Annotated in this window: 28 protein-coding genes, 1 tRNA gene and 2 pseudogenes; 18 read left to right on the top strand and 13 right to left on the bottom strand. The window is 58.3% G+C overall.

From position 1 onward, the window contains the following. Nucleotides 1-26 precede the first annotated feature (26 nt). The 7 genes from KVH01_RS27205 (at nt 27) to KVH01_RS27175 (ending at nt 7,530) form a co-directional block, all read left to right on the top strand. Nucleotides 27-1,091, top strand: a complete 1,065-nt coding sequence (locus tag KVH01_RS27205) for an NAD(P)H-dependent flavin oxidoreductase (protein WP_217883568.1) — start codon at nt 27-29, stop codon at nt 1,089-1,091. A gap of 263 nt (nt 1,092-1,354) precedes the next feature. Further along, nucleotides 1,355-2,107, top strand: a complete 753-nt coding sequence (modA, locus tag KVH01_RS27200; protein ID WP_217883567.1) for a molybdate ABC transporter substrate-binding protein — start codon at nt 1,355-1,357, stop codon at nt 2,105-2,107. Continuing rightward, on the top strand, nt 2,108-2,788 hold the full coding sequence (gene modB, locus KVH01_RS27195) for a molybdate ABC transporter permease subunit (protein WP_057023937.1): 681 nt from the start codon (nt 2,108-2,110) through the stop codon (nt 2,786-2,788). A 5-nt stretch (nt 2,789-2,793) separates the two neighbouring features. Further along, entirely contained in the window at nt 2,794-3,873 is a 1,080-nt protein-coding gene (modC, locus tag KVH01_RS27190) for a molybdenum ABC transporter ATP-binding protein (protein ID WP_217883566.1), read from the top strand. A 74-nt stretch (nt 3,874-3,947) separates the two neighbouring features. Further along, nucleotides 3,948-4,997 carry a DNA topoisomerase IB gene (locus KVH01_RS27185; RefSeq protein WP_217883565.1) on the top strand — a complete coding sequence of 350 codons (1,050 nt, stop codon included), beginning with the start codon at nt 3,948-3,950 and terminating at the stop codon, nt 4,995-4,997. A 124-nt stretch (nt 4,998-5,121) separates the two neighbouring features. Then, nucleotides 5,122-6,756: an ABC-F family ATP-binding cassette domain-containing protein gene (locus KVH01_RS27180; protein WP_217883564.1), complete on the top strand. Its 1,635-nt coding sequence runs from the start codon at nt 5,122-5,124 to the stop codon at nt 6,754-6,756. 69 nt (nt 6,757-6,825) lie between these two features. Continuing rightward, nucleotides 6,826-7,530 carry a YoaK family protein gene (locus tag KVH01_RS27175; protein ID WP_217883563.1) on the top strand — a complete coding sequence of 235 codons (705 nt, stop codon included), beginning with the start codon at nt 6,826-6,828 and terminating at the stop codon, nt 7,528-7,530. A 148-nt stretch (nt 7,531-7,678) separates the two neighbouring features. Here KVH01_RS27175 and KVH01_RS27170 read toward each other — a convergent pair whose 3' ends face one another. The 4 genes from KVH01_RS27170 to KVH01_RS27155 all read right to left on the bottom strand — a co-directional run bounded on the left by KVH01_RS27170 (nt 7,679) and on the right by KVH01_RS27155 (nt 9,496). Then, complete coding sequence (locus KVH01_RS27170; RefSeq protein WP_217883562.1) at nt 7,679-8,032, bottom strand: hypothetical protein; 354 nt, start codon at nt 8,030-8,032, stop codon at nt 7,679-7,681. Nucleotides 8,033-8,205: 173 nt separating this feature from the next. Further along, nucleotides 8,206-8,517 (bottom strand): AzlD domain-containing protein, encoded by a 312-nt coding sequence (locus tag KVH01_RS27165; protein WP_043051689.1) that lies wholly within the window; start codon nt 8,515-8,517, stop codon nt 8,206-8,208. Continuing rightward, nucleotides 8,517-9,209 (bottom strand): AzlC family ABC transporter permease, encoded by a 693-nt coding sequence (locus tag KVH01_RS27160; protein WP_217883561.1) that lies wholly within the window; start codon nt 9,207-9,209, stop codon nt 8,517-8,519. The genes KVH01_RS27165 and KVH01_RS27160 overlap by 1 nt, the downstream gene beginning before the upstream one ends. 71 nt (nt 9,210-9,280) lie before the next feature. After that, a complete protein-coding gene (locus KVH01_RS27155; RefSeq protein WP_017846326.1) occupies nt 9,281-9,496 on the bottom strand; it encodes a hypothetical protein in 216 nt (71 codons plus the stop codon). 177 nt (nt 9,497-9,673) lie between these two features. Between KVH01_RS27155 and KVH01_RS27150 the strand changes: the two genes are divergently transcribed. The 8 genes from KVH01_RS27150 to KVH01_RS27115 all read left to right on the top strand — a co-directional run bounded on the left by KVH01_RS27150 (nt 9,674) and on the right by KVH01_RS27115 (nt 17,575). Continuing rightward, a complete protein-coding gene (locus KVH01_RS27150) occupies nt 9,674-10,030 on the top strand; it encodes a metalloregulator ArsR/SmtB family transcription factor (RefSeq protein ID WP_217883560.1) in 357 nt (118 codons plus the stop codon). Between the two features lie 19 nt (nt 10,031-10,049). Continuing rightward, nucleotides 10,050-11,333: an arsenic transporter gene (locus tag KVH01_RS27145; protein ID WP_217883559.1), complete on the top strand. Its 1,284-nt coding sequence runs from the start codon at nt 10,050-10,052 to the stop codon at nt 11,331-11,333. A gap of 11 nt (nt 11,334-11,344) precedes the next feature. Further along, nucleotides 11,345-11,836, top strand: a complete 492-nt coding sequence (locus KVH01_RS27140; RefSeq protein WP_217883558.1) for an arsenate reductase ArsC — start codon at nt 11,345-11,347, stop codon at nt 11,834-11,836. 313 nt (nt 11,837-12,149) lie between these two features. Beyond that, complete coding sequence (locus tag KVH01_RS27135) at nt 12,150-12,761, top strand: LysE family transporter (protein WP_043047648.1); 612 nt, start codon at nt 12,150-12,152, stop codon at nt 12,759-12,761. Nucleotides 12,762-13,079: 318 nt separating this feature from the next. Next, the gene (locus KVH01_RS27130) at nt 13,080-13,373 is read left to right on the top strand and encodes a hypothetical protein (RefSeq protein WP_217883557.1); all 294 of its coding nucleotides are present in this window, start codon (nt 13,080-13,082) and stop codon (nt 13,371-13,373) included. A 235-nt stretch (nt 13,374-13,608) separates the two neighbouring features. Further along, complete coding sequence (mgtA, locus tag KVH01_RS27125; protein WP_217883556.1) at nt 13,609-16,323, top strand: magnesium-translocating P-type ATPase; 2,715 nt, start codon at nt 13,609-13,611, stop codon at nt 16,321-16,323. A gap of 64 nt (nt 16,324-16,387) precedes the next feature. Beyond that, a complete protein-coding gene (locus tag KVH01_RS27120; RefSeq protein ID WP_217883555.1) occupies nt 16,388-16,735 on the top strand; it encodes a DUF2493 domain-containing protein in 348 nt (115 codons plus the stop codon). Between the two features lie 18 nt (nt 16,736-16,753). Further along, entirely contained in the window at nt 16,754-17,575 is an 822-nt protein-coding gene (locus KVH01_RS27115; protein WP_217883554.1) for a hypothetical protein, read from the top strand. Here the strand turns inward: KVH01_RS27115 and KVH01_RS27110 are convergent. Next, nucleotides 17,572-18,267 (bottom strand): tellurite resistance TerB family protein, encoded by a 696-nt coding sequence (locus tag KVH01_RS27110; protein WP_217883553.1) that lies wholly within the window; start codon nt 18,265-18,267, stop codon nt 17,572-17,574. The genes KVH01_RS27115 and KVH01_RS27110 overlap by 4 nt on opposite strands. 125 nt (nt 18,268-18,392) lie before the next feature. Between KVH01_RS27110 and KVH01_RS27105 the strand changes: the two genes are divergently transcribed. Further along, nucleotides 18,393-18,920, top strand: a complete 528-nt coding sequence (locus KVH01_RS27105; protein WP_217883552.1) for a DinB family protein — start codon at nt 18,393-18,395, stop codon at nt 18,918-18,920. Here KVH01_RS27105 and KVH01_RS27100 read toward each other — a convergent pair. Beyond that, complete coding sequence (locus tag KVH01_RS27100) at nt 18,892-19,365, bottom strand: GFA family protein (RefSeq protein ID WP_217883551.1); 474 nt, start codon at nt 19,363-19,365, stop codon at nt 18,892-18,894. The genes KVH01_RS27105 and KVH01_RS27100 overlap by 29 nt on opposite strands. 71 nt (nt 19,366-19,436) lie before the next feature. Beyond that, a complete protein-coding gene (locus tag KVH01_RS27095; RefSeq protein WP_217883550.1) occupies nt 19,437-19,913 on the bottom strand; it encodes a hypothetical protein in 477 nt (158 codons plus the stop codon). A 224-nt stretch (nt 19,914-20,137) separates the two neighbouring features. Here KVH01_RS27095 and KVH01_RS27090 point away from each other — a divergent pair. Continuing rightward, nucleotides 20,138-20,224, top strand: a tRNA-Leu gene (locus KVH01_RS27090). A 182-nt stretch (nt 20,225-20,406) separates the two neighbouring features. Beyond that, a complete protein-coding gene (locus tag KVH01_RS27085) occupies nt 20,407-20,583 on the top strand; it encodes a DUF3606 domain-containing protein (protein ID WP_080889031.1) in 177 nt (58 codons plus the stop codon). A gap of 33 nt (nt 20,584-20,616) precedes the next feature. Here the strand turns inward: KVH01_RS27085 and KVH01_RS27080 are convergent. The 6 genes and pseudogenes from KVH01_RS27080 to KVH01_RS30145 all read right to left on the bottom strand — a co-directional run. Next, a pseudogene (locus KVH01_RS27080) lies at nt 20,617-20,937 on the bottom strand (ADP-ribosylglycohydrolase family protein); the annotation flags it as partial. Between the two features lie 66 nt (nt 20,938-21,003). Then, nucleotides 21,004-21,198 (bottom strand): hypothetical protein, encoded by a 195-nt coding sequence (locus KVH01_RS27075; RefSeq protein ID WP_217883549.1) that lies wholly within the window; start codon nt 21,196-21,198, stop codon nt 21,004-21,006. Nucleotides 21,199-21,392: 194 nt separating this feature from the next. Next, nucleotides 21,393-21,707 carry a hypothetical protein gene (locus tag KVH01_RS27070; protein ID WP_217883548.1) on the bottom strand — a complete coding sequence of 105 codons (315 nt, stop codon included), beginning with the start codon at nt 21,705-21,707 and terminating at the stop codon, nt 21,393-21,395. Nucleotides 21,708-21,969: 262 nt separating this feature from the next. After that, nucleotides 21,970-22,485 carry a DUF2247 family protein gene (locus KVH01_RS27065; protein ID WP_217883547.1) on the bottom strand — a complete coding sequence of 172 codons (516 nt, stop codon included), beginning with the start codon at nt 22,483-22,485 and terminating at the stop codon, nt 21,970-21,972. 95 nt (nt 22,486-22,580) lie between these two features. Next, nucleotides 22,581-22,895, bottom strand: coding sequence for a hypothetical protein (locus KVH01_RS27060; RefSeq protein WP_235577317.1), 315 nt, complete (start codon nt 22,893-22,895; stop codon nt 22,581-22,583). Nucleotide 22,896: 1 nt separating this feature from the next. Continuing rightward, nucleotides 22,897-23,688 (bottom strand): annotated as a pseudogene (locus tag KVH01_RS30145) (hypothetical protein); the annotation flags it as partial.

Below are 23,688 nucleotides of genomic sequence, written 5' to 3'. Positions count from 1 at the left end.
CCTTATTAACGCTGGAGACGCATCCCATGAGCACCTGGCCAGACACCCGTATTCTCGAGCTGCTCGGCATTGATGTGCCGATTATCCAGGCGCCGATGGCTGGGGCAACGACCACTGCAATGGTAATTGCCGCCCAGCAAGCCGGCGCGCTGGGCTCCATGCCTGCCGCCGCGCTGGGTATCGAGCAACTGCGCGAGGCCCTGACCGTCATCCGCCAAGCCAGTGCACGCCCGCTGAACCTGAATTTCTTCTGCCATCAGCCACCCCAAGCCGATGAGGGCCGTGACCGCCGCTGGAAGGATTTGCTTGAGCCCTACTATCTTGAATTGGGTGCCGACTTTGACGCGCCGACGCCCGTGTCCAATCGTGCACCATTCAACGAGGCTGCTTGCCAAGTGGTTGAGGAGTTCTGCCCTGAGGTGGTGAGTTTTCACTTCGGCCTGCCGGAAAAAACCTTGCTGGACCGGGTAAAAGCCAGCGGTGCCAAGGTGCTCTGCTCCGCGACCACCGTCGAAGAAGCCATCTGGCTGGAGGAGCACGGCTGCGACGCGATTATTGCCATGGGTATTGAAGCCGGTGGGCACCGTGGCCTGTTTCTCAGTGACGACCTCGACAGCCAGATCGGCTTGATGGCCCTGGTGCCGCAGATTGTCGACGCGGTCAGCGTGCCGGTGATTGCCGCAGGCGGCATCGGTGATGCGCGGGGCATCGTCGCCGCCTTGGCCTTGGGCGCTTCTGCGGTGCAGATCGGCACCGCGTATTTGTTCACACCCGAAGCCAGCATCAGCGCCTCCCATCACCACGCGCTGCGCCATGCCCAGGCCAGCGAAACCGCACTGACCAACCTGTTCACCGGCCGCCCGGCGCGGGGCATCGTCAACCGCGTGATGCGTGAACTCGGCGCAATCAACCCGGCCGCACCGGCGTTCCCAAAAGCCGGCGGTGCATTGATGCCGCTCAAGGCCAAGGATGAAGCGGGTTTCAGCAACCTGTGGGCGGGCCAGTCGCTGGGACTTGGCAAAGATTGCAACACCTATGACCTGACCCGCGAGCTGGCCGAACAGGCACTGACCAGGTTCACGCGTAACTGACCTCACGCAGAGCGTACATCGCCCTCTGTAGGAGCGAGCTTGCTCGCGAAAAACGTCAACGCTAACGCGTGCTTCCTGAATGAACGCGGCGCCTGTGAGTTTTTCGCGAGCAAGCTCGCTCCTACAAGAGCGTTAACTGAATGGCATCGCACCGCCCCTGGGCAACATTGCGCTGTACCGACAATGGCCACTCGCTATATATTCACCTACATAGCGATTAACCTTTCAACTTGCCTACAGCGTACATCCCAAGGAGTTGCTCCATGATCACCCGCGTCTCACGCCTGGCCCCCCTGCTTGCCGTATTTGCCTTGGGTTCGGCCCACGCTGATGAAGTGCAGGTGGCGGTGGCTGCCAACTTCACCGCGCCGATCCAGGCCATTGCCGCTGACTTCGAAAAAGACACCGGCCACAAACTGGTCGCCGCCTATGGCGCCACCGGGCAGTTCTACACCCAGATCAAGAACGGCGCGCCGTTTGAAGTGTTCCTCAGCGCCGATGACACCACCCCGCAAAAACTCGAAGCCGAAGGCGATACCGTCAAGGGCTCGCGCTTCACGTACGCCGTCGGCACCTTGGCGCTGTGGTCGGCAAAGGAAGGCTACGTGGATGCCAAGGGTGACGTACTGAAGAAAAACCAATTCCAGCACCTGTCCATCGCCAACCCCAAAACCGCTCCCTACGGCCTGGCCGCCACCCAAGTGCTGGCCAGGCAAGGCTTGACCGAACAGGTCAAGGACAAGCTCGTCGAGGGCCAGAACATCACCCAGGCCTATCAGTTCGTGTCCACCGGCAATGCCGAGCTGGGTTTTGTTGCCTTGTCGCAGATCTACAAAGACGGCAAAGTCACCAAAGGTTCGGCATGGATTGTTCCGGCATCTATGCATGACCCTATCAAACAGGACGCCGTGATCCTCAACAAGGGCAAGGACAGCGCCGCCGCCAAGGCTCTGGTTGACTACCTGAAAGGGCCGAAAGCAGCGGCTGTAATCAAATCCTACGGTTACGAGCTGTAAATGCCCCTGTCGAGTGCTGATTTTTCCGCGATCTGGTTGACCATCAAGCTGGCGTCACTGACTACTGTGATCCTGTTGATCATCGGCACTCCGATTGCCCTGTGGCTGTCGCGCACCACCTCGTGGTGGCGCGGCCCCATCGGTGCAGTGGTCGCATTACCGCTGGTGCTGCCGCCAACGGTCATCGGTTTCTACTTGCTGTTGACCATGGGCCCCAACGGTTACTTCGGCCAGTTCACCCAGTGGCTGGGCCTTGGCACCCTCACCTTCAGCTTCGCCGGGCTGGTGATCGGCTCGGTGATCTATTCCATGCCCTTCGTGGTGCAGCCGTTGCAGAACGCCTTCTCCGCCATCGGCACCCGCCCGTTGGAAGTGGCCGCGACCTTGCGTGCTAATCCGTGGGACACATTTTTCACGGTGATCCTGCCCCTGGCGCGCCCAGGGTTTATCACCGCATCGATCCTCGGCTTTGCCCATACCGTTGGCGAGTTCGGCGTGGTGCTGATGATCGGCGGCAATATCCCGGACAAGACCCGGGTGGTCTCGGTGCAGATCTACGACCACGTTGAAGCCATGGAGTATGCCCAGGCTCATTGGCTGGCCGGTGCCATGGTGGTGTTCGCGTTCCTCGTGTTGCTGGCGCTGTACTCCAGCCGCAAAACCAAGATGGGCTGGAGCTGAACGCGATGATTGATATACGCCTGCACTTGAAATACTCCACCTTTGCCCTGGATGTGAACCTGCAATTGCCCGGCCGCGGCGTGACCGCGCTATACGGGCATTCCGGTTCCGGCAAGACCACCTGCCTGCGTTGCATCGCCGGTTTGGAGCGCGCCGAAGACGCCTTTGTGCAGATCAACGATGAGGTCTGGCAAGACAGCCACAAAGGGCTGTTTGTGCCCGCGCACAAACGCGCCTTGGGTTATGTGTTCCAGGAAGCCAGCTTATTTCCCCACCTATCGGTACGGGCCAATCTGGCGTTCGGCCTCAAGCGCATTCCACGCCAGCAACGGCGCGTGGACATGGCCCAGGCCACCGAGCTGCTGGGCATCGGCCACCTGCTTGAACGTAACCCGCAACACCTGTCCGGGGGCGAGCGCCAACGCATCGGCATTGCCCGCGCCTTGCTGACCAGCCCCAGGTTGCTGTTGATGGATGAACCCCTGGCAGCCCTGGACAGCCAACGTAAAAGCGAGATTTTGCCTTACCTGGAACGCCTGCACGACGAGCTGAATATACCGGTGCTGTACGTCAGCCACGCCCAGGATGAGGTCGCGCGGCTGGCCGACCATATCGTCTTGCTCAGCGAAGGCAAAGCCTTGGCCAGCGGGCCCATCGGCGAAACCCTGGCAAGGCTCGACCTGCCGCTGGCCCTGGGCGACGATGCCGGCGTGGTGATTGCTGGCCAGGTGATTGCCTACGACGCCCACTATCAGTTACTCACCCTGCAACTCCCCAACTGCCCGCTGCAGATCCGCGTGGCCCATGCACCACTGGCGGTGGGCCAACCGCTGCGGGTCAAGGTGCAGGCACGGGATGTGAGCTTGAGCCTGCAGGCCGAGGAACACAGCAGCATCCTCAATCGGCTCCCCGTCACCGTCACCCAGGACATTGGGGCGGATAACAGCGCCCATGTGCTGGTGCGCCTGGATGCAGGCGGCACGCCGTTGCTGGCCCGCATTACGCGCTTCTCCCGCGATCAGTTGCACCTGCATCCAGGCCAAGCGTTGTGGGCGCAAATCAAGGCGGTGGCGGTGCTGGCGTAACCAATTGGCACGACCGAAAGACGCTGCGGTCAATCAGACATACCGGCCTGATTTGTTGTCAAGGAACCCGCACCATGCCCGATTCTTCGTTGCCCGCCGACCTGCCCCGCGACCTGCATTACGTTGACGACACCCAACCTGGCATTCGCCGCAAGAAGGTGCGGGGTAAGTTCCAGTACCTGGACGCCAAAGGCGAGCGCATCACCGATGCCGATGAAATCAAACGCCTGAACGCCCTGGCCGTGCCGCCCGCCTACACCGATGTGTGGATATGCGCCGACCCTTGCGGCCACCTGCAGGCCACCGGCCGCGATGCCCGTGGCCGCAAGCAATACCGCTACCACCCACGCTGGCGCGAAGTGCGTGACAGCGACAAGTACTCGCGGTTGCAGGCCTTCGGCAACACCTTGCCGAAATTGCGCAAACAGCTGGAAGCACAGATCGCCGAGCCGGGGTTTACCCGCGAAAAGGTCCTGGCAACGGTGGTGATGTTGCTGGATGCCACGCTGATTCGTGTCGGCAATACCCAGTACGCCCGCGAGAATAAATCCTACGGCCTGACCACCCTGCGCAACCGCCATGTGGATATCAAGGGCAGCGAGATCCAGTTTCAGTTTCGTGGCAAGAGCGGTGTCGAGCACCAAGTCAGCGTCAAGGACCGGCGCCTGGCCAGTGTGGTCAGGCGCTGTATGGAGTTGCCCGGGCAGAACCTGTTCCAGTACCTGGACGAAGACGGTGAACGCCATACCGTCAGTTCCCACGACGTCAACGCCTACCTGCATGAACTGACCGGCGAAGACTTTACCGCCAAGGACTATCGCACCTGGGCCGGCACGGCCATGGCGTTGGCGGTATTGCGCGAGTTGGCGTGGCAGCCGGAGTCCGACGCCAAGCGGCATGTGGTGGCGATGGTCAAGGACGTTGCCAGGCAGTTGGGCAACACGCCTGCGGTGTGTCGCAAATGTTACATCCACCCTGCGGTGCTTGAGCATTTCAGCCTCGGTGAATTGTCCAAGCTGCCCAAGCCTCGGGTGCGCAAGGGTCTGAAAGCCGAAGAAGTGGCCCTGGCGATGTTCCTTGAGAAACTCGCCGAAGACTTGCCGCACAAAGCCAAGGTGGGTTAGCCTCTGCGTCCCTTCTGATTAACGGGATGACCGCCGACGTGAACAACTAAGCCTTCCAAAATGTATCTGCGACGAGCCGCCTGGCGCGCTTGTCGGCCTGTTCGACATTTTTTTGGAGGTGCTGATGACTGACGTCAACCGGCTGCCCGTGCTTGTTTCCCTGCAACATGTGTCTTTCCAGTTCGCCAATGGCGAAACCTTGCTGGAGGACCTGAACCTGTCTATTGATAACACGCCCACCGGTATCGTCGGGCGCAATGGGCGCGGCAAAAGTATCCTGGCGAAGTTGCTGGCCGGGGTATTGTTGCCTTCCTCCGGCAGCTTGAAAAAGCCGTCCAGCGTCGTCTATGTGCCCCAGGCGCTGACGGTTCAAGCAGGCGCAACGGTCGCCCATATCACCGCCACGGCCCCTGCCTTGGCTGCCCTTGAGCGTATGGCCCGAGGTGAGGCCCGTGTCGGTGATCTGGAGTTGATCGACGATCGCTGGGATCTGGCCGAACGCCTGCGCCTGGCGCTGGACGCGGCGGGTTTACCAACCCTCAACGCCGGCACCCGCGCTGATCAACTCAGCGGCGGCCAGTTGGCTCGGGTCGCTCTGATCGGTGCGCTGCTGGCGGCGCCGCAGTTGCTGATTGTGGACGAACCGAGCAACCACCTCGACAGTGCCGGGCGCGCTTGGCTGTTAAGGATGCTGGGCGATTGGCGTGGCGGCCTGGTGGTGGTCAGCCATGATCGACAGCTACTCAACGCCATGGGGCGCATCATCGAATTGTCCCCCCTTGGTGTCCAGGTTTACGGCGGCAACTACGATGCCTATCACCAGCAACGGGAGACGCAGCAGCAGGCCGCCATCGCGGCGTGGGAACATGCGCGCCAGACACGTAGCCGAGAGCGTCGGCGCCTGCAAAAAGACCATGACAGCCTGCAGCGCAACGCCGCACGCTCGCGTAAAAACGCCGAGACCGCCAACGTCGACCGCTTCACCAAGGCACGCTGGAAAGGCGCCGCCACGGAAATTGTCAGCACTGTGCGCAGCGCTCATCACGCGCACAAAAACCAGCTGGATGACCAGGTGCGTCAAGCCTACGAGCACGTGGTGGATGAGACGCCCACCCTGCTCGCCTTGCCAGGCTCGACGGTGCCCAACGGCCGGCAAGTGCTGACGCTGGAAGGTGCGCAGCTGCCCTGGCTCGATGCGCTGGCGCCCTCCAGCTATCTGACCCTCCACCTGGCGGGGCCCATGCGCGTCGCCGTGCGCGGGCCTAACGGTTGTGGTAAATCCACCCTGCTCAAATTGCTTGCTGGCCAATGGCAGGCCGTGAGTGGCGAGTGCCAGGTGGCGGTGTCCAGCGCTTATCTCGATCAGCACCTGGCGCTGCTGGATGACCGGCGTTGCATCATCGAACAACTGAACCTGCTCGACACCCCGCTGGCTGAAGCTGAGCTGCGTACGCGCCTGGCACTGTTGCAACTGGATGCGTTGCGGGTCACCCAACCGGTGGCGCAACTCAGCGGCGGCGAACGCTTGAAAGCCGCGATGGCGATTGCCTTGTGGCGTGCTACCCCCGCACAACTGCTGCTATTGGATGAACCCACCAATCACCTGGATCTGGAATCGGTGCTCGCCTTTGAACAGGCCTTGAAAGGCTTCGGCGGCGCGATGCTGGCGGTGTCCCATGACGAGGCCTTTCTACAGGCGATTGAGCCGACTCATCATTTGACGTGGCACAGCGCCGGTTGGCAACTGGAGCATGCCTGAGGTCATTGCACCCGCACGCAAAGCGTCCTACGGTAGTGGCCGGATAATCTCACCGAGGAAACCGGCACCATGCTGCCTTCGTCACGCAAGCCTTACTCCAACGTTACGCTCGCCCATCGACAGCGCTGGCGTGGGCGGGTGGGCATGACGCTGGTGGCGTGCCTGTCGGTGCTGGCCGGCATGACCGACGCCATTGGCTTTATGGCCAGTGGCGATTTTGTCTCGTTCATGAGCGGAAACACCACGCGGTTGGCGGTGGCCATCAGCGCCGGCGACCTTGGGCTCACCGGACGCCTGGTGCTGTTGATCGCGACCTTTGTGCTGGGTAATGCCTTGGGCGTAATGGTCAGCCGCTTCAGCAAGCGTCACGCGTTGCCACTCTTGCTGTGCATCGGCGCCTTGCTCTGCGGCGCGGCGCTGTGGCCCTCGACAGCGACCCTGCCAGCCTTGCTGGCGGCAATTATCGCCATGGGTATGCTCAACGCGGCCGTCGAGGAAGTGAATGGCTTGCCGGTGGGGCTCACCTATGTCACCGGCGCGCTTTCACGTTTTGGCCGCGGCCTGGGACGCTGGCTATTGGGCGAACGCCGCAATGGCTGGCGCGTGCAATTGATTCCATGGGCCGGGATGTTTATCGGCGCCGTGATCGGCGCGCTGCTGGAACAGCAGATGGGCCTGCGTGCACTGTGGGTCAGCGGTGCATTGGCAGGGTTATTGGGGCTGGTGACACTGATGATCCCACGGCGCTGGCACCTGGGATTCATGCCGCGTTGAGGCGCGACAAAGAGGTGCTCGCCCGACGTTTAGGCCTCGACATCCGTGTACCGGTAAAGAGCCATCACGTCGAGCGAGCGAGTGAATCATAAGACAATGCCCGGCAGCTGTCCCGCCAGGCGTTTCGCAATATGACTAAGGCAAGGTATTACAGACAAGTGGCGAGCGCAGCCAGGCGGCGCTTGGCCGGCATATTGTCTTCAGCGGCGTAATACTTGACGGTAGAACCCGCACCGCTGCTTAGTACATCGACAAAGTAGTCGCCACCGGTGGTGTAGACCGTGAAACCACCAGCGTCGGTGGCCTCCTTGAAACCGCCCGCGTCGACGCCAAACACGCTTTCATCCTGCCAGCCGAACTGGATGCATTGGGCAACCACCAGGGTGGCCTTATCCGATGCCAGGGTCTTGTAGGGGTTGGCGGCACGCGCCTCTTTCATCTTCGAGCCCGCGCAGCCGGCCAGTGCTGCCAATACCAATGCGCCAATTACCAGCTTGTGCATGCCATTGCTTCCTTGGAAAAACCGTGACTCTACCATTGTGTCGGGGCCAGCTGACGGGCCCATGAACTTTGTTTCACTGTGAAGGGCAAACTCGCCACTTATAGTGGCCAAGCTCATTTTCAAGAAGCCTCCCTTGTGCCCGCTCTCCCGCGGGCGTTTTTTTTGCCTGGGTATCAAAGCCACCAACGAAACAGATAGAACAACGCCATGCTCGACAACACGGTGATCAATACGCTGCGCGTCCAGAACATCAACGCCACGGCGCAGATGCCGGCGAGCAAGTAGGGGTTGGTCGGGCTCAGGTTGAGCTGATGGTCCGCCAGGAAAATAATCGGCCCGCAGATTGCTGTGAGCATGCCCGGCACGGCGAACCCCAGAAACTCACGGGCACCGCGATTGAGCCGCACGGGCAGGCGCGGTTCTAGAAATACATAGCGATTGAAAAACACCACCAGGCCCATGGCCACAATCATCAAGTAGATCATCATTGCCCCACTCCCAGGCGCTTGCAGGCAAACCCTGCGCTCATCCCCAATACCCCCGAGACCACCACCGCCGATTCCCAGTGCAGGTAACTCAACCACACCGAACACAGCAGCGAAACCGCCACGCACACCACTGTGGGCACATCGCGCACCACGGGGGTAATCAGGGCGATGAAGGTGGCGGCAATCGAGAACTCCAGCCCCAACTGGTCCAGGCCGGGAATGCTCTTGCCCAGCACAATGCCGGCCAGGGTGAAGAGGTTCCAGATGATATAAAACGTCAGGCCGACCCCCAGGGCGTACCAACGATTGAACGTCTCGCGGTCGTAGTGGTTGACCAGGGCGAAGAATTCATCGGTCAACAAGAACCCCAGACTCATGCGCCAACGGGTATTGAGCGCAGACAACGTGGGGCGCATATGCATGCCGTAGAGCAGGTGCTGGGAGGTCAGCAGCAAGGTGGTCAACACGATGGAAATCAGGCTGGCGCCGCTCTTGACCATGCCGATGGCGACCAACTGTGCCGCACCGGCAAACACGATGGCAGACAAGCCCTGGGCTTGCAGCGGGGTAAATTGCGCGTCGATGGCCATCGAGCCGGCGAGCAACCCCCAGGGCGCGCAGGCCAGGGACAACGGAATAACGGCGATGGCGCCACGGGTGAAGGCGTAATGAGGTAATGCAGTGGGCATGGAAACGGCTCATCGACAGACAGTCGACAAGCATGCCAGCGCCACCAGGGACTTGTCTTGAACGATCTTGCTCAGGCGAGCCTCACCGAAACCAGCTCCACCGAATCCCGTGCTTCACGCAATTCGTAGGCATCCTGGTTCAACCGGTGGATGGTGTTGAGCAAGCGTTGGCGCAGGACCTCATCGCCAAGTTTTTCCACGGCGCGCATCAGGTCGAACGCTGCGGTTTCGTTATTTTCCGCGACGGAATCCAGGGTCTTGCGCAGGTTGCGAGTGGCACGGGTCACGCGGGTTCTTCCTTCATCAGCAATGGGCAGGCACTTTAGGACCTTTGTGTTTCATTTTAATTTCAAACAGTTGTGGCTGTTTCCAGGGCATTTGATCCATATCAAATGAAACAAGATTTGACCGCAACATATGGAAATACGTATATTCAAATAACCATATATATGCAGGCATTGACCATGTCCGATTTCCTCTCTCCTCCCACCCTGTTCAAATGCCTGGCTGATGCCACTCGCGCACGCATGGCGTTATTGATCCTGCGCGAAGGCGAACTTTGTGTGTGCGAACTGATCCATGCCTTGGACGATAGCCAGCCCAAGATATCCCGTCATCTGGCGCAACTGCGCAGTTGCGGGCTGCTGCTGGACCGCCGTCAAGGGCAATGGATCTACTACCGCATCAATCCGGCACTACCCGCCTGGGTGACTCAGGTGCTGGACACCACCTTGCAAGCCAACCAGCCATGGTTGCAGAACGATGCACTGCGTCTGGATGCAATGGGCAACAGACCACAACGGGCAAGCACCTGCTGCTAAGCCATCGGAGCCTTTATTCATGCTTGTCGCAATTGCGATTTTCCTCCTCACCATCGTGCTGGTCATCTGGCAGCCCAAAGGCCTCGGCGTGGGTTGGAGCGCCACCTTGGGGGCGATCCTGGCCCTGGCCTTTGGCGTAATCAGCTTGGCGGATATCCCGGTGGTGTGGCACATCATCTGGAACGCCACCGGTACCTTTGTCGCGCTGATCATCATCAGCCTGTTGCTCGACGAAGCCGGGTTCTTTGCCTGGGCCGCCCTGCATGTAGCGCGCTGGGGCCGTGGCCGTGGGCGGCGCTTGTTTGCCTATATGGTGCTGCTCGGCGCGCTGGTGTCGGCGCTGTTTGCCAATGACGGCGCGGCGCTGATCCTCACCCCCATCGTAATGTCGATGTTGCTGGCCTTGCGTTTTTCTCCTGCGGCAACCCTGGCATTTGTCATGGGCGCGGGGTTTATCGCCGATACGGCGAGCCTGCCGCTGGTGGTGTCGAACCTGGTCAACATCGTCTCGGCGGACTATTTCAAGATCGGTTTCAACGAATATGCCGCGGTGATGGTGCCGGTGAACCTGGTCAGCGTCGCCGCGACCCTGGCAGTGCTGCTGTGGTTTTTCCGCCGCGATATTCCAGAGGTCTACGACCCGGCCGACCTTGCAGACCCTGCCAGTGCGATCCATGACCGAGCGACCTTTCGCGCCGGCTGGTGGGTACTGGGCATTCTGCTGGTCGGCTGTTTTGCCCTGGAGCCGCTGGGCATTCCCATCAGTGCGATTTCCGCGGTATGCGCGGTACTGCTGCTGGTGATTGCCGCCAAGGGCCACAAGATTTCCACACGCAAGGTCCTCAAGGAAGCGCCCTGGCAGATCGTGATCTTTTCCCTGGGCATGTACCTGGTGGTATATGGCCTGCGCAATGCCGGCCTGACCGACTACCTGGCGAACTGGCTCGACACCTTCGCCACCTATGGAGTGTGGGGCGCCGCCATGGGCACCGGCGTGCTGACGGCACTGCTTTCATCGGCGATGAACAATTTGCCGACGGTGCTGATCGGCGCGCTGTCCATCGAATCCAGCCATGCCGTGGGCGTGATCAAGGACGCGATGATCTACGCCAACGTGATCGGCAGCGACCTGGGCCCGAAAATCACCCCTATCGGCAGCCTGGCGACCTTGCTGTGGCTGCACATTCTGGCGCGCAAAGGCATCACTATCACTTGGGGCTACTACTTCAAAGTCGGCATCGTGCTGACCTTGCCGGTGCTGTTGATCACCCTCGCCGCCCTCGCCCTGCGCCTGAGCGTCTAAAGGAGACTGCAATGAAAGTGCTGTTCATGTGTACCGCCAACAGTTGCCGCAGCATTTTGTCCGAAGCCATGTTCAATCACATGGCGCCTGAGGGCTTCGAGGCGATCAGCTCCGGCAGTTTTCCCAAGGGCCAGGTTTTGCCCCGCAGCCTGAGCACGCTGCAGGCGGCGGGCATCAGCACCGAAGGTTTGTACAGCAAGGGCAATGACGCTTTTGAAGTTAACCCGCCGGATGTGGTTATCACGGTGTGCGACAACGCGGCCGGAGAAGCTTGCCCCGTGTATTTCGGCTCAGCGGTGAAGGCGCATTGGGGGTTGCAGGACCCTTCCCACGTGCAGGGTAATGAAGCCCAGGTAGACGCTGCATTCAAGGCCACACTCGACATTATTGCCGCTCGCTGCGAGGCGTTTTTTGCGCTGCCATTTGCCAACCTCAACTCGGATGAATTGAAGGTTGAACTTGAGCGTATAGCTTCAATGTGGGAGGGGACTTGCTCCCGATAGCGGAGGGTCAGCTACAGATGGGCTGACTGACACACTGCTATCGGGGGGCAAGCCCTAATGCCAGTCAGTTAAGGCTTTTTTGTAGGAGCGAGCTTGCTCGCGAAAAACTGAGCGCCGCGTTCATTCAGCAAACACGCGTTGTCGTTGACGTTTTTCGCGAACAAGCTCGCTCCTACAGAAGGCGATGACCGCTTAACTGACTGGCATTAGGGCAAACCCCCTCCCACATTTGGATCGTGGACCATTCAAATCTGCATGGTTTCTTACCCCGCCGCCGACGTATGCTTTCGCACTTTCCTGAAAGGACGCGGGCATGCTGACGATCTTTTTCTACGCACTGGTTTTCGGTTTCGTGTTTTGCCTATCCCCCGGCGCCGTACTGGCGGAGACCCTGCGCCGCGGCTTGCTCCACGGCTTCACACCGGCGCTGCTGGTGCAGTTCGGTTCGCTGGTGGGCGATGCCGTCTGGGCCGTGATTGGCCTTACCGGTATCGCGCTGCTGATCCAGCATGACGCGGTGCGGGTGCCACTGACGATCGTCTGTGCGCTGTACCTGGCGTGGCTGGGCATCCGCAGCCTGATCGACGCCTGGCACTTGCCCGCAGCCAGCGACGCACCGGCCAGTACCCGGCAAAATGCGCTGGCCGTGGGCGCGGCGATCTCCCTGGCCAACCCGAAGAATATTGTCTATTGGGGCGCGCTGGGCAGTGCGCTGTCGGGCATCGTCGGCGCCACGCCCAGCCACGGGCAAACCCTGATGTTTTTTGCCGGCTTCATGCTGGCCTCGGTGCTGTCGTGTTTCCTGATCGCCGCGCTGGTAAACCTGTTGCGCAAGAACGCCTCGCCCACTTGGCAGCGTGTCAGTTATGCCGCGTGCGGTTTGGTATTGATCTACCTGGCGATACTCGCCGCCCAAGGTATATGAAGTTATATACCCAGCAACTTTCGTATGCCTCTTGTCTGAATGAACTCTGAACGCGGGTTGATTTAATTAATCATGCGTTGACATTCTGACAGGGTCTGAGTAGATTGCCCGTGCCCGCAACTGGGGCCTTTTTTAAACCTCACAAAAGAAGCCAATGGACACAGTATCTAGTCGCTGTCCGAGCACCGCATACGCGGACATCGGGCGCCAAACCCAGAATATGACAGGACTCGCCTTCCAGGTCCGGTAAGCTGCGCTAGAGCTCGATGCTCCACCGTAACTGCCTCACCGGTCGCGTGTCCGGTCCCGAGGTGTGTTATGACCTTCCAACTCATTGCTTTGCCCGATGTACGCACGCTGGCCGCCGCCCTGCGCGCCAAGCTGTGCCGGGAGCCCGTGGGCTTTACGCCAACCCGCTCAACCTCTGCTGCACCCTCCCCTCAAGCGCGCCCGGCACTGCCGTTGGCGCACTGGCGTATCTGCCCCGACAGCGGCCAACTGGCGCAGCACTGGGACCACGCCGACCCACAAGACCCGCAGAGACCCAAGGTTTCCAGCCTGGCGCAAGCCAGCTTGATGCTCGGTGTTTATGTGAGCGCTCGCGCCGCCTGACCTGGCTGGAAACTGCAACTTTCTTATTAATACCCTGGAGTTCTTTATGAACAAGTCCAGTAGTAGCCCGCTGCGCGCATATTAAATAACGCGCTGTTAGCGGGGACTCTAGAAGTTACCTGAACACTTCATTTAAACCGATCGCGAAGTCCGCGGCTCGGCATGCTTTCGCTCGCCTCTATGCAGGTAAGTACCGGGTATGTTTTGTCGAGAATTGGCGACAGGAGTACAGACAATGAGCGCCGTAAAAAACACGCCTCTGCACAAGAAAAATGGCACCGCTGCCGACACCAAGCTGTCGATGCGCGCCGCCCGTGAAGCCCAGAACGGCCTGGCGGCTACCCTCGCCAACGTACGTGCCACCCAGGACGGCCTGACCGAACTGGACGCCTCGGCGCGTCTGCAACGCGAAGGTTATAACGAAGTCGCCCACGACAAGCCGCCACACGCCATCGTCCAGTTCCTGCAGGCGCTGAACAACCCTTTCATCTACGTACTGCTGACCCTGGGCGGCATCAGCTTTGTCACCGACTGCTGGCTGCCAATGCAGGCAGGTGAAGAGGCCGACCCGACCAAGGTCATCATTATCATGACCATGGTGCTGCTCAGCAGCCTGCTGCGCTTCTGGCAGGAGCACCGTTCGGCCAAATCCGCCGAGGCGCTCAAGGCCATGGTGCGCACCACCGCCACGGTGCTGCGTCGTGAACAAGTCGGCGCCCAACCCACCCTGCGCGAAGTACCGATGCGCGAGTTGGTGGCCGGCGATATCGTACAGCTGTCGGCCGGTGACATGATCCCCGCCGACATCCGCCTGATCGAGTCCCGCGACCTGTTTATCAGCCAGGCCGTACTGACCGGTGAAGCCTTGCCGGTGGAGAAGTACGACACCCTCGGCGATGTCACGCAAAAATCCGCCTCCAGCCTGGCGGCCGATCAGGGCAATCTGCTGGACCTGCCGAACATCTGCTTCATGGGCACCAACGTGGTCAGCGGCCGCGCCAAGGCCGTAGTGGTCGCCACCGGGCCGCGCACTTACTTTGGCTCCCTGGCCAAGGCGATTGTCGGTTCGCGGGTGCAAACCGCCTTCGACCGTGGAGTGAACAGCGTCAGTTGGTTGCTGATCCGCTTCATGCTGGTGATGGTGCCCATCGTGTTCTTCCTCAACGGTTTCTCCAAAGGTGACTGGGGCGATGCCTTCCTGTTTGCCCTGGCGGTCGCCGTCGGCCTCACTCCGGAAATGCTGCCGATGATCGTCAGCGCCAACCTGGCCAAGGGCGCGACGGCCATGGCCAAGCGCAAGGTGGTGGTCAAGCGCCTCAATGCGATCCAGAACTTCGGCTCGATGGACGTGCTGTGCACCGACAAGACCGGCACCCTGACCCAGGACAAGATCATCCTCGAGCATCACGTCAACGCCTTCGGTCAGCGCGACGATGCGGTGTTGTCCCTGGCCTGGCTCAACAGCTTTCACCAGAGCGGCATGAAGAACCTGATGGACCAGGCCGTGGTGCAGTTTGCGCAACAGAACCCCAAGTTCCAGGTGCCATTTGCCTACAGCAAGGTCGATGAATTGCCGTTCGACTTTGTACGCCGTCGCCTGTCCATCGTGGTCAAGGACGCTGCCGGTGATCATCTATTGGTGTGCAAGGGCGCCGTGGAGGAGATGCTGAGTATTTCCACCCACACCCTGGAAGGCGGCACCGCCGTGCCCCTGGATGATCGCCGCCGTCAGGAGCTGCTGGCACTGGCTAATGACTATAACGAAGACGGTTTTCGCGTGCTGTTGGTGGCGACTCGCAATATCCCCAAGGCGTTGGCACGCCAGCAGTACACCACCACCGATGAACGCAACCTGGTGATCCAGGGCTTCCTGACCTTCCTGGACCCACCGAAGGAAACCGCAGGCCCGGCGATTGCTGCGCTGCAACAAATTGGCGTGGCGATCAAGGTGTTGACCGGCGACAACGCCGTAGTCACCAGCAAGATTTGCCGCCAGGTCGGCCTGGAGCCAGGCCAGCCGCTGCTGGGCGTGGAAATCGAAGCGATGGACGACGCTACCCTGCTGCGCCGCGTGGAAGAACGCACGGTGTTCGCCAAGCTGACGCCGCTGCAAAAGTCGCGGGTACTCAAGGCATTGCAAGCCAACGGCCATACCGTCGGTTTCCTCGGCGACGGTATCAACGATGCGCCGGCGCTGCGCGATGCCGACGTGGGTATCTCGGTGGACAGCGGTACGGATATCGCCAAGGAATCAGCCGACATCATCCTGCTCGAAAAGAGCCTGATGGTGCTGGAAGAAGGCGTACTCAAGGGCCGCGAAACCTTCGGCAATATCATGAAGTACCTGAACATGACTGCCAGCTCCAACTTCGGCAATGTGTTCTCGGTGCTGGTCGCCAGTGCGTTCATTCCGTTCATGCCGATGCTGGCGATCCACCTGCTGCTGCAAAACCTGATGTACGACATCTCCCAGTTGGCCCTGCCGTGGGACAAGATGGACAAGGAATACCTGGCCAAGCCGCGCAAGTGGGATGCGAAAAACATCGGCCGCTTCATGATCTGGATCGGACCGACCTCGTCGATCTTCGACATCACCACCTTCGCGCTGATGTGGTACGTGTTCTCGGCCAACAGCGTGGAAATGCAGACCCTGTTCCAGTCCGGCTGGTTTATCGAGGGGCTGCTCTCGCAAACCCTGGTGGTGCACATGCTGCGCACCCGCAAGATCCCGTTCTTCCAGAGCACGGCTGCCTGGCCGGTGTTGATGATGACCTGCATCGTCATCGCCCTGGGTATCTATGTGCCGTTCTCGCCACTGGGCACCCTGGTTGGCCTGCAACCGCTGCCGATGGCGTACTTCCCATGGCTGGTGGGCACCCTGCTGGCGTACTGCTGCGTGGCCCAACTGATGAAGACGATCTACATCCGCCGCTTCAAGCAGTGGTACTGATCACCCCGCCGTTCAAACGGTGGCGGTCGCCCGGCCGTCACCGTGAAATACAAGGATGCTCCCTATGCGCGTCTTGATCTGTGCAGGTCGTCATTACGCCGACACCAAAAAGTCCCGCCATGTGCTGGACGCTTACCACCGCCTGCGCCCGGTGCAGGTATTGATTCACGGCGGCAACCAATTCCTCGGCAGCGAAATCGAGGAATGGGCGCGGGAAATCGGCATCGATGTGGTGCGTTATCCACCCAATTGGCAGCGCCACGGCAAACAGGCCGAACGCCAGCGCAACCACTTCATGCTGGCCGACAGCCGCCCCGACGTGATCATCGCCCTGCCCGGTGGCGACGACACCTCGGAGCTGGTGTGCCAGGCCAAAGCCCGCGGCATTTCGGTGCTGACTGTAGAAAGCTGAATTCAAACGAGGTGCATCATGCACAAACAACACACCCCAAAGCGGCAGGACGGCTTTGCCAAATACCGTGCGCGCCACTATCGCGGTGCCCGCCGCACCTTGCTGTTGTTGCCACCGGCCAAGCGCCGTGCATTGCAGCGCAACCTGATCTTCATCGGCGTGAGTTTGGGCACTGTCTTGCTCATCGCGCTGTTTTCCAAGGCCCATGCCGCAGGCGGTGCTTACGTGGTCGATGACGGCGCCGTCAACGCCCCGGGCGAATGCAATGTCGACGCGTGGTACAGCGCCAATCGACACGCGGCCAGCACCCATAACGCCACCCTGTCGCCCGCCTGTACGTTCAGCGCCATGCCCACCGTGCAATGGGGCGCCGCGGTGTCACGCGCCACCACCGCAGGCAAAGGCGAGACGCAGATCAGCCCGCAGGTAAAGGCCCAGGTGTTGTCACGGGAAGACGTGGGGCTTGAGCTGGCGATTGCCGCCGGAGCGCATGTGGCCCTGGATCGCCGGCACGGGTTTGACGGGGCCGATTTGAATGTTCCGTTGACTTGGCAGCCCCTGGCGCCATTGCGCCTGAACCTGAACGCTGGCTGGAGCCACGCCTATAACGACGGTGATCAACAGCACCGCCTGAGCTGGGGCACGGGGTTCGAATATCAGTTGGCGGAGGGACTGACCCTGATCGGCGAACGCTACGGCCAGGAAGGCGGTGAGCAAGCGTGGCAGGCTGGGCCGCGATTCCACATCGGCAAGCGGGTCGATGTGGACGTGGTGGTCGGGCGCAGCCTGATTGGGGAACGCGCCCAGTGGCTGACCACTGGGACAACGCTGAGGTTCTAGGCTTTGGCCTGCTGTTCCAGGTGCAGCTGCAACTGCGGATCGATTTTCAGCTGCCCGGCCAGATCGTCGAGGTAATTGCGCTCAGCGTCCTGCTGATCATTGACCAGCATCACGCTGGCCAGGTAAATCTCCGCGGAGAGGGCCGGGTCATGGGCATACTCGGCAAAATCCGAGGCATCCAAGGGCTTGGCCACTTCAGCGTCGAGCCACTGCTGCAACTGGGGGTCGTCGGTGTGACGGCCGATCTCGGCAGAGATCATCTGCTGCTCTTGCGCATCAATAGCCCCATCGGCCTTGGCCGCCGCGATCAACGCACGTAATACGCCATGGCTGTGGGCTTCGGCTTGTGCCCCTTCAAGCTGGTCAACGGTCTGGATGGCCTGCTGTGGGGCTGTGGCCTGCTGGCGCTGCCAGGCTTGATAGGCCTGAAAAGCCGCCATTCCCAGGGACGCCAGCGCCGCGTAATTCATCCCGCCACTTTTGCGCGCCTGAGCGCCACCGCCGGCCGGCGCACCGCCCAACAAACCACCCAGGCCACCCAGCAAGCCACCCAAGCCACCGCCAGCTGCACCACCACCGGCACCGGTGCCCTTTAATAAACCACCGAGCAACCCGCCCAGGCCACCGCCCGAAGCGCCACCGCCTTGCTGCCCTGCACGCAACAGTTGTTCCAGTAGATCGCTGGTATTCATGGTGTCGCCCTCCCCGGGCGCAATAGTGACATTGATCAAACATAGTCCGCCTGCGATGGAACACCATGACCGCCGGGCGGGCAAGCTTTATGATGGTGCCACTACGCCGCCAAGGGAGAACATCGGTGAACCGCATCGAGCATATCGCGCTGATGGCCAACTACAACCAATGGATGAACCGCAAGGTCTATGACGCCGCCGGCACATTGACCAGCGCGGAATTGGCTCTAGACCGGCAGGCGTTCTTCGGCTCGATCCTCGGCACCTTGAATCACCTGGTGCTGGGCGACACGATCTGGCTCAAACGCTTTGCCGAACACCCAGCTGATTTTTCGGCACTGGCGCCGTTGAGTGCCATCGCTGCCCCCGCCGATCTCAAACAACTGGCCTTTGCCGATCTAAGTGAACTCTCGGCCCATCGCGCCTGGCTGGACCAACTGATCGTCGAGTGGGCCGACAGTCTGCAAGAGTCCCATCTGGACCAGCATCTGCGCTACCACAACATGCGCGGTGTGGCCGCCGAGAAACCCTTCTTCGGGCTGCTGGTGCATTTCTTCAACCACCAGACCCACCACAGGGGCCAGGTGATGACATTGCTGACCCAGGCGGGGGTGGATGTGGGTACTACCGACCTGCTGGCGCTGATTGATTGAGCGCGGCGTAGGCTTGCATCAAGCGTGGGAAATCTTGCGGCTCGGGTAACTGTGCAAAGCTTTCCACCGCAGGCGTGCTCGCCCAAGGCAGCTTTTCGCTGGTCCAGGTTTCCATGAACGGTGCATAGTCGTGGGCATTATCCAGCAAGGTCGCCCGCACGTTGACGAACTCATCGACGCCGTGAGGGCGGGTAAACATCCAGCTCATGCAGTGGGGGCATACGTAGTGACGATCGATGCCATGCAAACCACCGATCACCGGACAGCCCTGGGTCACTGTAAAGCCACTGGCAGGAAACAGCGCACTGAGAGAGAACGCACTGGCGGTCATTTTCTGGCAACCGGTGCAATGGCAGGCCATGGTGATCACAGGCGGCACGCTCACACTGAAACGTACCCGGCTACAGCGGCAGCTGCCTTCCAGCGGCAGGTTTTCATCGCTCATCATTCGCTCCTTTTTATGATTAGTGGCGTGGCAGGTTAGCGCCTGTTCCTGCCCCATGAACAGGCCCAGTGTCACTTCACCTTATTACTCAGCGTCTCCACACTGCGCTTCAAATCGTCCAGGGAGCGCTTGAGGCTATCGATCTCGTCTTTCTGGCGGTCAATCGTACTTTTCTGCTCATCCACCGTGCGCTTGAGACTCGACAGCTGACTGTCACTGCTGCTTGAACTCGACCCGTCCTTGCGCTTGAACTCGTCAAATGCCCGATCCTGACCATCCACTTTGGTTTTCAGGCTTTGCAGCTCGCTTTCGCTACGCTTTTGCGCCGCTTGCAACGCCTCGATATCGCCAACGGAAATACTCGACGACTTCAGCACATAGGTATTGCCCGCCTCTACCGAGGCGCCCGTCAATCTGTCTGTCGACGATGCACTGAACTCTCCCCAACGCACCGCACCCGCCGCCTGCGTCGGGCCGGCCATGGCCACACCCAACAAGCCCGCTACACCAAAAGCCATCATCCAAGAATGCTTACGGACACTGAGCATCAATTGATTCCTTTGCAATTTGCCGGGATGGCATATCGCTATGACTGTCATTTATGAGGCTTGTTCCTGCGCCGCACAAATTCATCAGGACTTAACTCGGCGAACATGTAGATGACTGATCTGCCACGCTTTTTCATTCATACCTTTGTGCACGAATGCGCGTTTCGAGGTTGCGCCGAAGCGACAGGATCTATATATTCCCAACCCTGCTGCACCGCGCTACCGCCCGAATGGCGAAACTGGTAGACGCATGGGACTTAAAATCCCCCGCTCGTAAGGGCGTCCCGGTTCGATTCCGGGTTCGGGCACCATAGATATCAAGGGCTTGCCAGGGAAACCTGGGCAGGCCCTTATCTTTTCTGCTCCGCAATCCTCTCCTCCGCGTTTTGTCATATCCAGCTCCCTCCCTAAATCTCAACCGAACTACCCGCGCTTTCAAATGCTCTACCGAAAGACGCCTGAACATCTCCAGGCCAACCCGCAGGAGTGGACTATGTCTGACGATCTGAAAAACCGTGGCCCTCAAGACCGTGCTCGAGTGAACACTTCAGAAGCTTGGGAGTTGAACTATTGGACGAAGGAGTTTGGCGTGACTGAGCAACAGCTCAAGGATGCGGTAAAAGCCGTTGGCCCGATGGTTAAAGATGTGCGTAAGAAACTCGGCCAATAGCATCAAACTCGCCCTGCGCTTTTGCGGGGCGCTTTAATGATCGTCGCCCATCTGCATTAAGGCATCGGCCGTACTCTGGATATGCTCACGCATCCACACCTTGCCCAGCCAATCATCGGGAATACCTTGCACACCATAATAGGCACCGGCCACCTGCCCAACGATTGCTGCGGTAGTGTCCGCATCGTCTCCCAGGTTCGCAGCCATCAGCACGGCCTCGGCAAAGCTATCCGTCTGGTGCAAGCACTACAGTGCCGCCTCCAGCGAAGCGACTGCATAACCTGAGCCGACAATGTCAGCGCTGGCCTTTTCTCGATAGTGCCCTTGGGCAATGGCTATCACTTTTGGCTCGGTCAAGCCGGAGCATTCCACTTGCAACACCTGCGTAAATCCGCCCTACTCCTCTCCCATAGCCTGCGATTAAACATCGGACTCGCAATTAAATAAAACACAGACACCATCTTCCTTCCCAACTAGGCTAATTGGTTTTTTACTTCCACCATCAACTGAAATCTCAACCATTAGGCTTTGATCCTCAAATGATCGCAACTCTTCAATTAATTGAGAAATGGTCTTCCCTCGCGCAATCCAATCTGGAATCTCAGTTTTGCTCATTTTTAATTACCTATACTTTTCATATTCAAGTCAAAAATATCCGGCCTCGAAGAAAAAAGAAAAAAGGGGAATAGGTTTATTTTTCAGAGACTCACCGCGATACCTAAGAGTACTCTCCAACCCCAAAAAACAAACGCCCCTCTTTTCCACGGCTAAGTAAATACTATTCAAATCTGTCCCGTTTTTATGCCATCTCATTTAAACGGGTCAAACAATATAGATTTACTTGAGCCTTGCGCCTTAAACAACAAAGCCAGCATCTGTTTAACCAATTCTGAAATTAAAGGATTAATGTTCACCACAGCAACCAACTCATCAACAAGTGAACTAATTTGCGTCCCGGAAAACAGGTCATAATCATCAAAACTCACGCTGGAAAGCATTGGAAATTGCTCGACATCCAGCCGAAAGAAAAAACTCGCTACATCCAAAGGAATCTCGATACGATCAAGACAGCCATCTTGGCCAACGGCGGCTAAATCTGTATCCCACATTATTAAGTAATACATAATTCAGAACGCCTTCCCAGGAAATGTGTTCACCAAGTTGCCTTGTGAGTCAGTAATTACCGTCATAAAGCTAGTGGACTGTCCACCTGTTTTGGCATCAACACCAATAGGTCTTCCCATATCAACCGTTCGAATAAAATTACCTAAAAAGGGGAGAGATTTATTTCCGGAGACTCACTCGCCATATCTAAAAGGACTCGTCAAATCAAATAAATCTGTCACCTTTTTTCTCTTTTTCATATGTTTTTTGTTTTTATAAGAATCAATGCGCTACTTTAAAAGCGTCAGCCATTCCTTCCAAATACTCTTGCCAATTACAAAAAAGCCTATCAATATTTTGTTGATCTGTATATTCCTCAGGCTTATATCCGCCCTGCGCCGGCATATAGCGAACGAAATTTTCTATTTCAGTGGGAAAATCAAAATCCTCGTAAACCAACTCAACCGATCCAAGAGGATCAACGACATGACGCTGATTCTCATACAACCATTTAAGCGCAATGAACAACCATTTTTGTTTCGACGTAAAAGCAAGCGTTTCTTTTTCCTGCTCAGAGAGCAAATACATCTTCCCTTCAATTTCCCGAATATCAATTTCACCCAAACAAATCAGATCAATTTCCAATGGTTCGACGGATCCGTTAGACACATTAAAATCGGCAAACTCTACAATAAACCTCCAATCCACCAGCCCTCGCTCATAACCCCACAGTACATCTCGCCAACATAAATCTACGCAGCTATAAATAAACGAATCCGGCTCCATAGGAAAATACATTTCACTTCACCTTTGGTGACGCTTAATCAAATAAATCTGTCACCTATTTTGCCCCTTTTATCCCCACGCATCTCTTATCTAACTCTATCCGCTTGTCAATGGTTTGCACTATGATTTTTTATGCGCTCTAAGAACTCAGCCATAGCTAGTGGATCCCGCTCCACTAACTCTTCAATTAAATCTTCTGCTGCCCAGTGCAAAATCATGTCTCCTTCATCTCCATCTTTGCAGAGAATGAGATCACTTGACAAAGAGGAGTCAAGAACATTGACCTCACTTTCACTGAGTGCCATCAACCCACCGTAACCATCATAAGGAATGACCCAGTAAAAGCGCTCGTTCCTTATCCAGTAAATCCCAAAAACCTGCACAGGCTCTTCTCGGCCAATTTCTCGAACAATCATGTCCACATCACTCAATAGTTCTTCCGGGCTGCAGCACAGGCGGCAGCTGCTGGGGCGTCGTGATTTTCATATCATATGCTTTATCGGTAACGGAGTTGTATTGGTAGTGAACGGTTATATTTTCCCCGTTAGGCAGCCGGTGACTTGCTTCCATTTTTTTCCATCCTTCACTTCGCGGAAAATCTTTGTCGCCTGCTAATTTCGTATCACGACCAGCCGAGGGATTATCAATCACTCTATTCCACAACGTTTGCTCATTCAAATCTCGCGGCACAGTAGACTGATAGCTCTTTGCTGTTGAATGAGTTGCATAGTTAGGAAGGCCAGCTGAAAATTCATCGGCCGAGTTTTCTCTTCCATAGCTATCTCGACTTACTTTAGACCTTTCAGTAACAGCGCTTGGGCTATATGGATCATCCACTGCAGCTGGTTTACCGCCACTGAACTCACCCGCATTTCCATCTTTTGCACCCTTACCTTTACGAGCAGGCATCGCCCCAAACAATATACTGGAAAGCAGCTCACCACCGCCAATCAGATATTTGTCGCTGTCATACGTCGGATTCAGCTCGGTCCCTTCGATGATTTGAGCGACTTTCTGTCCGACGAACGCATTCGCTTTGTCTATGTTCTCCGAGATCGCCTGCCCCGCCTCGGTCCCCTCAACAGCCTTCATCGCAATGAATTGAGCAACCCCTTTCGGGCCTTGAGCCGCGGCCAACACATAGGCTATCGCTTCCAAACTCTCAGGATGCTCGTTTTTATAAGCCTGTATCGCCCCAAGTTGGCGAATCACACC

This window comes from Pseudomonas khavaziana (assembly GCF_019145205.1).
In the GTDB taxonomy this organism is placed as follows: domain Bacteria; phylum Pseudomonadota; class Gammaproteobacteria; order Pseudomonadales; family Pseudomonadaceae; genus Aquipseudomonas; species Aquipseudomonas khavaziana.
Note: the sequence above shows the minus strand (reverse complement) of the source record. Positions and strands in the feature narration are given on the sequence as shown.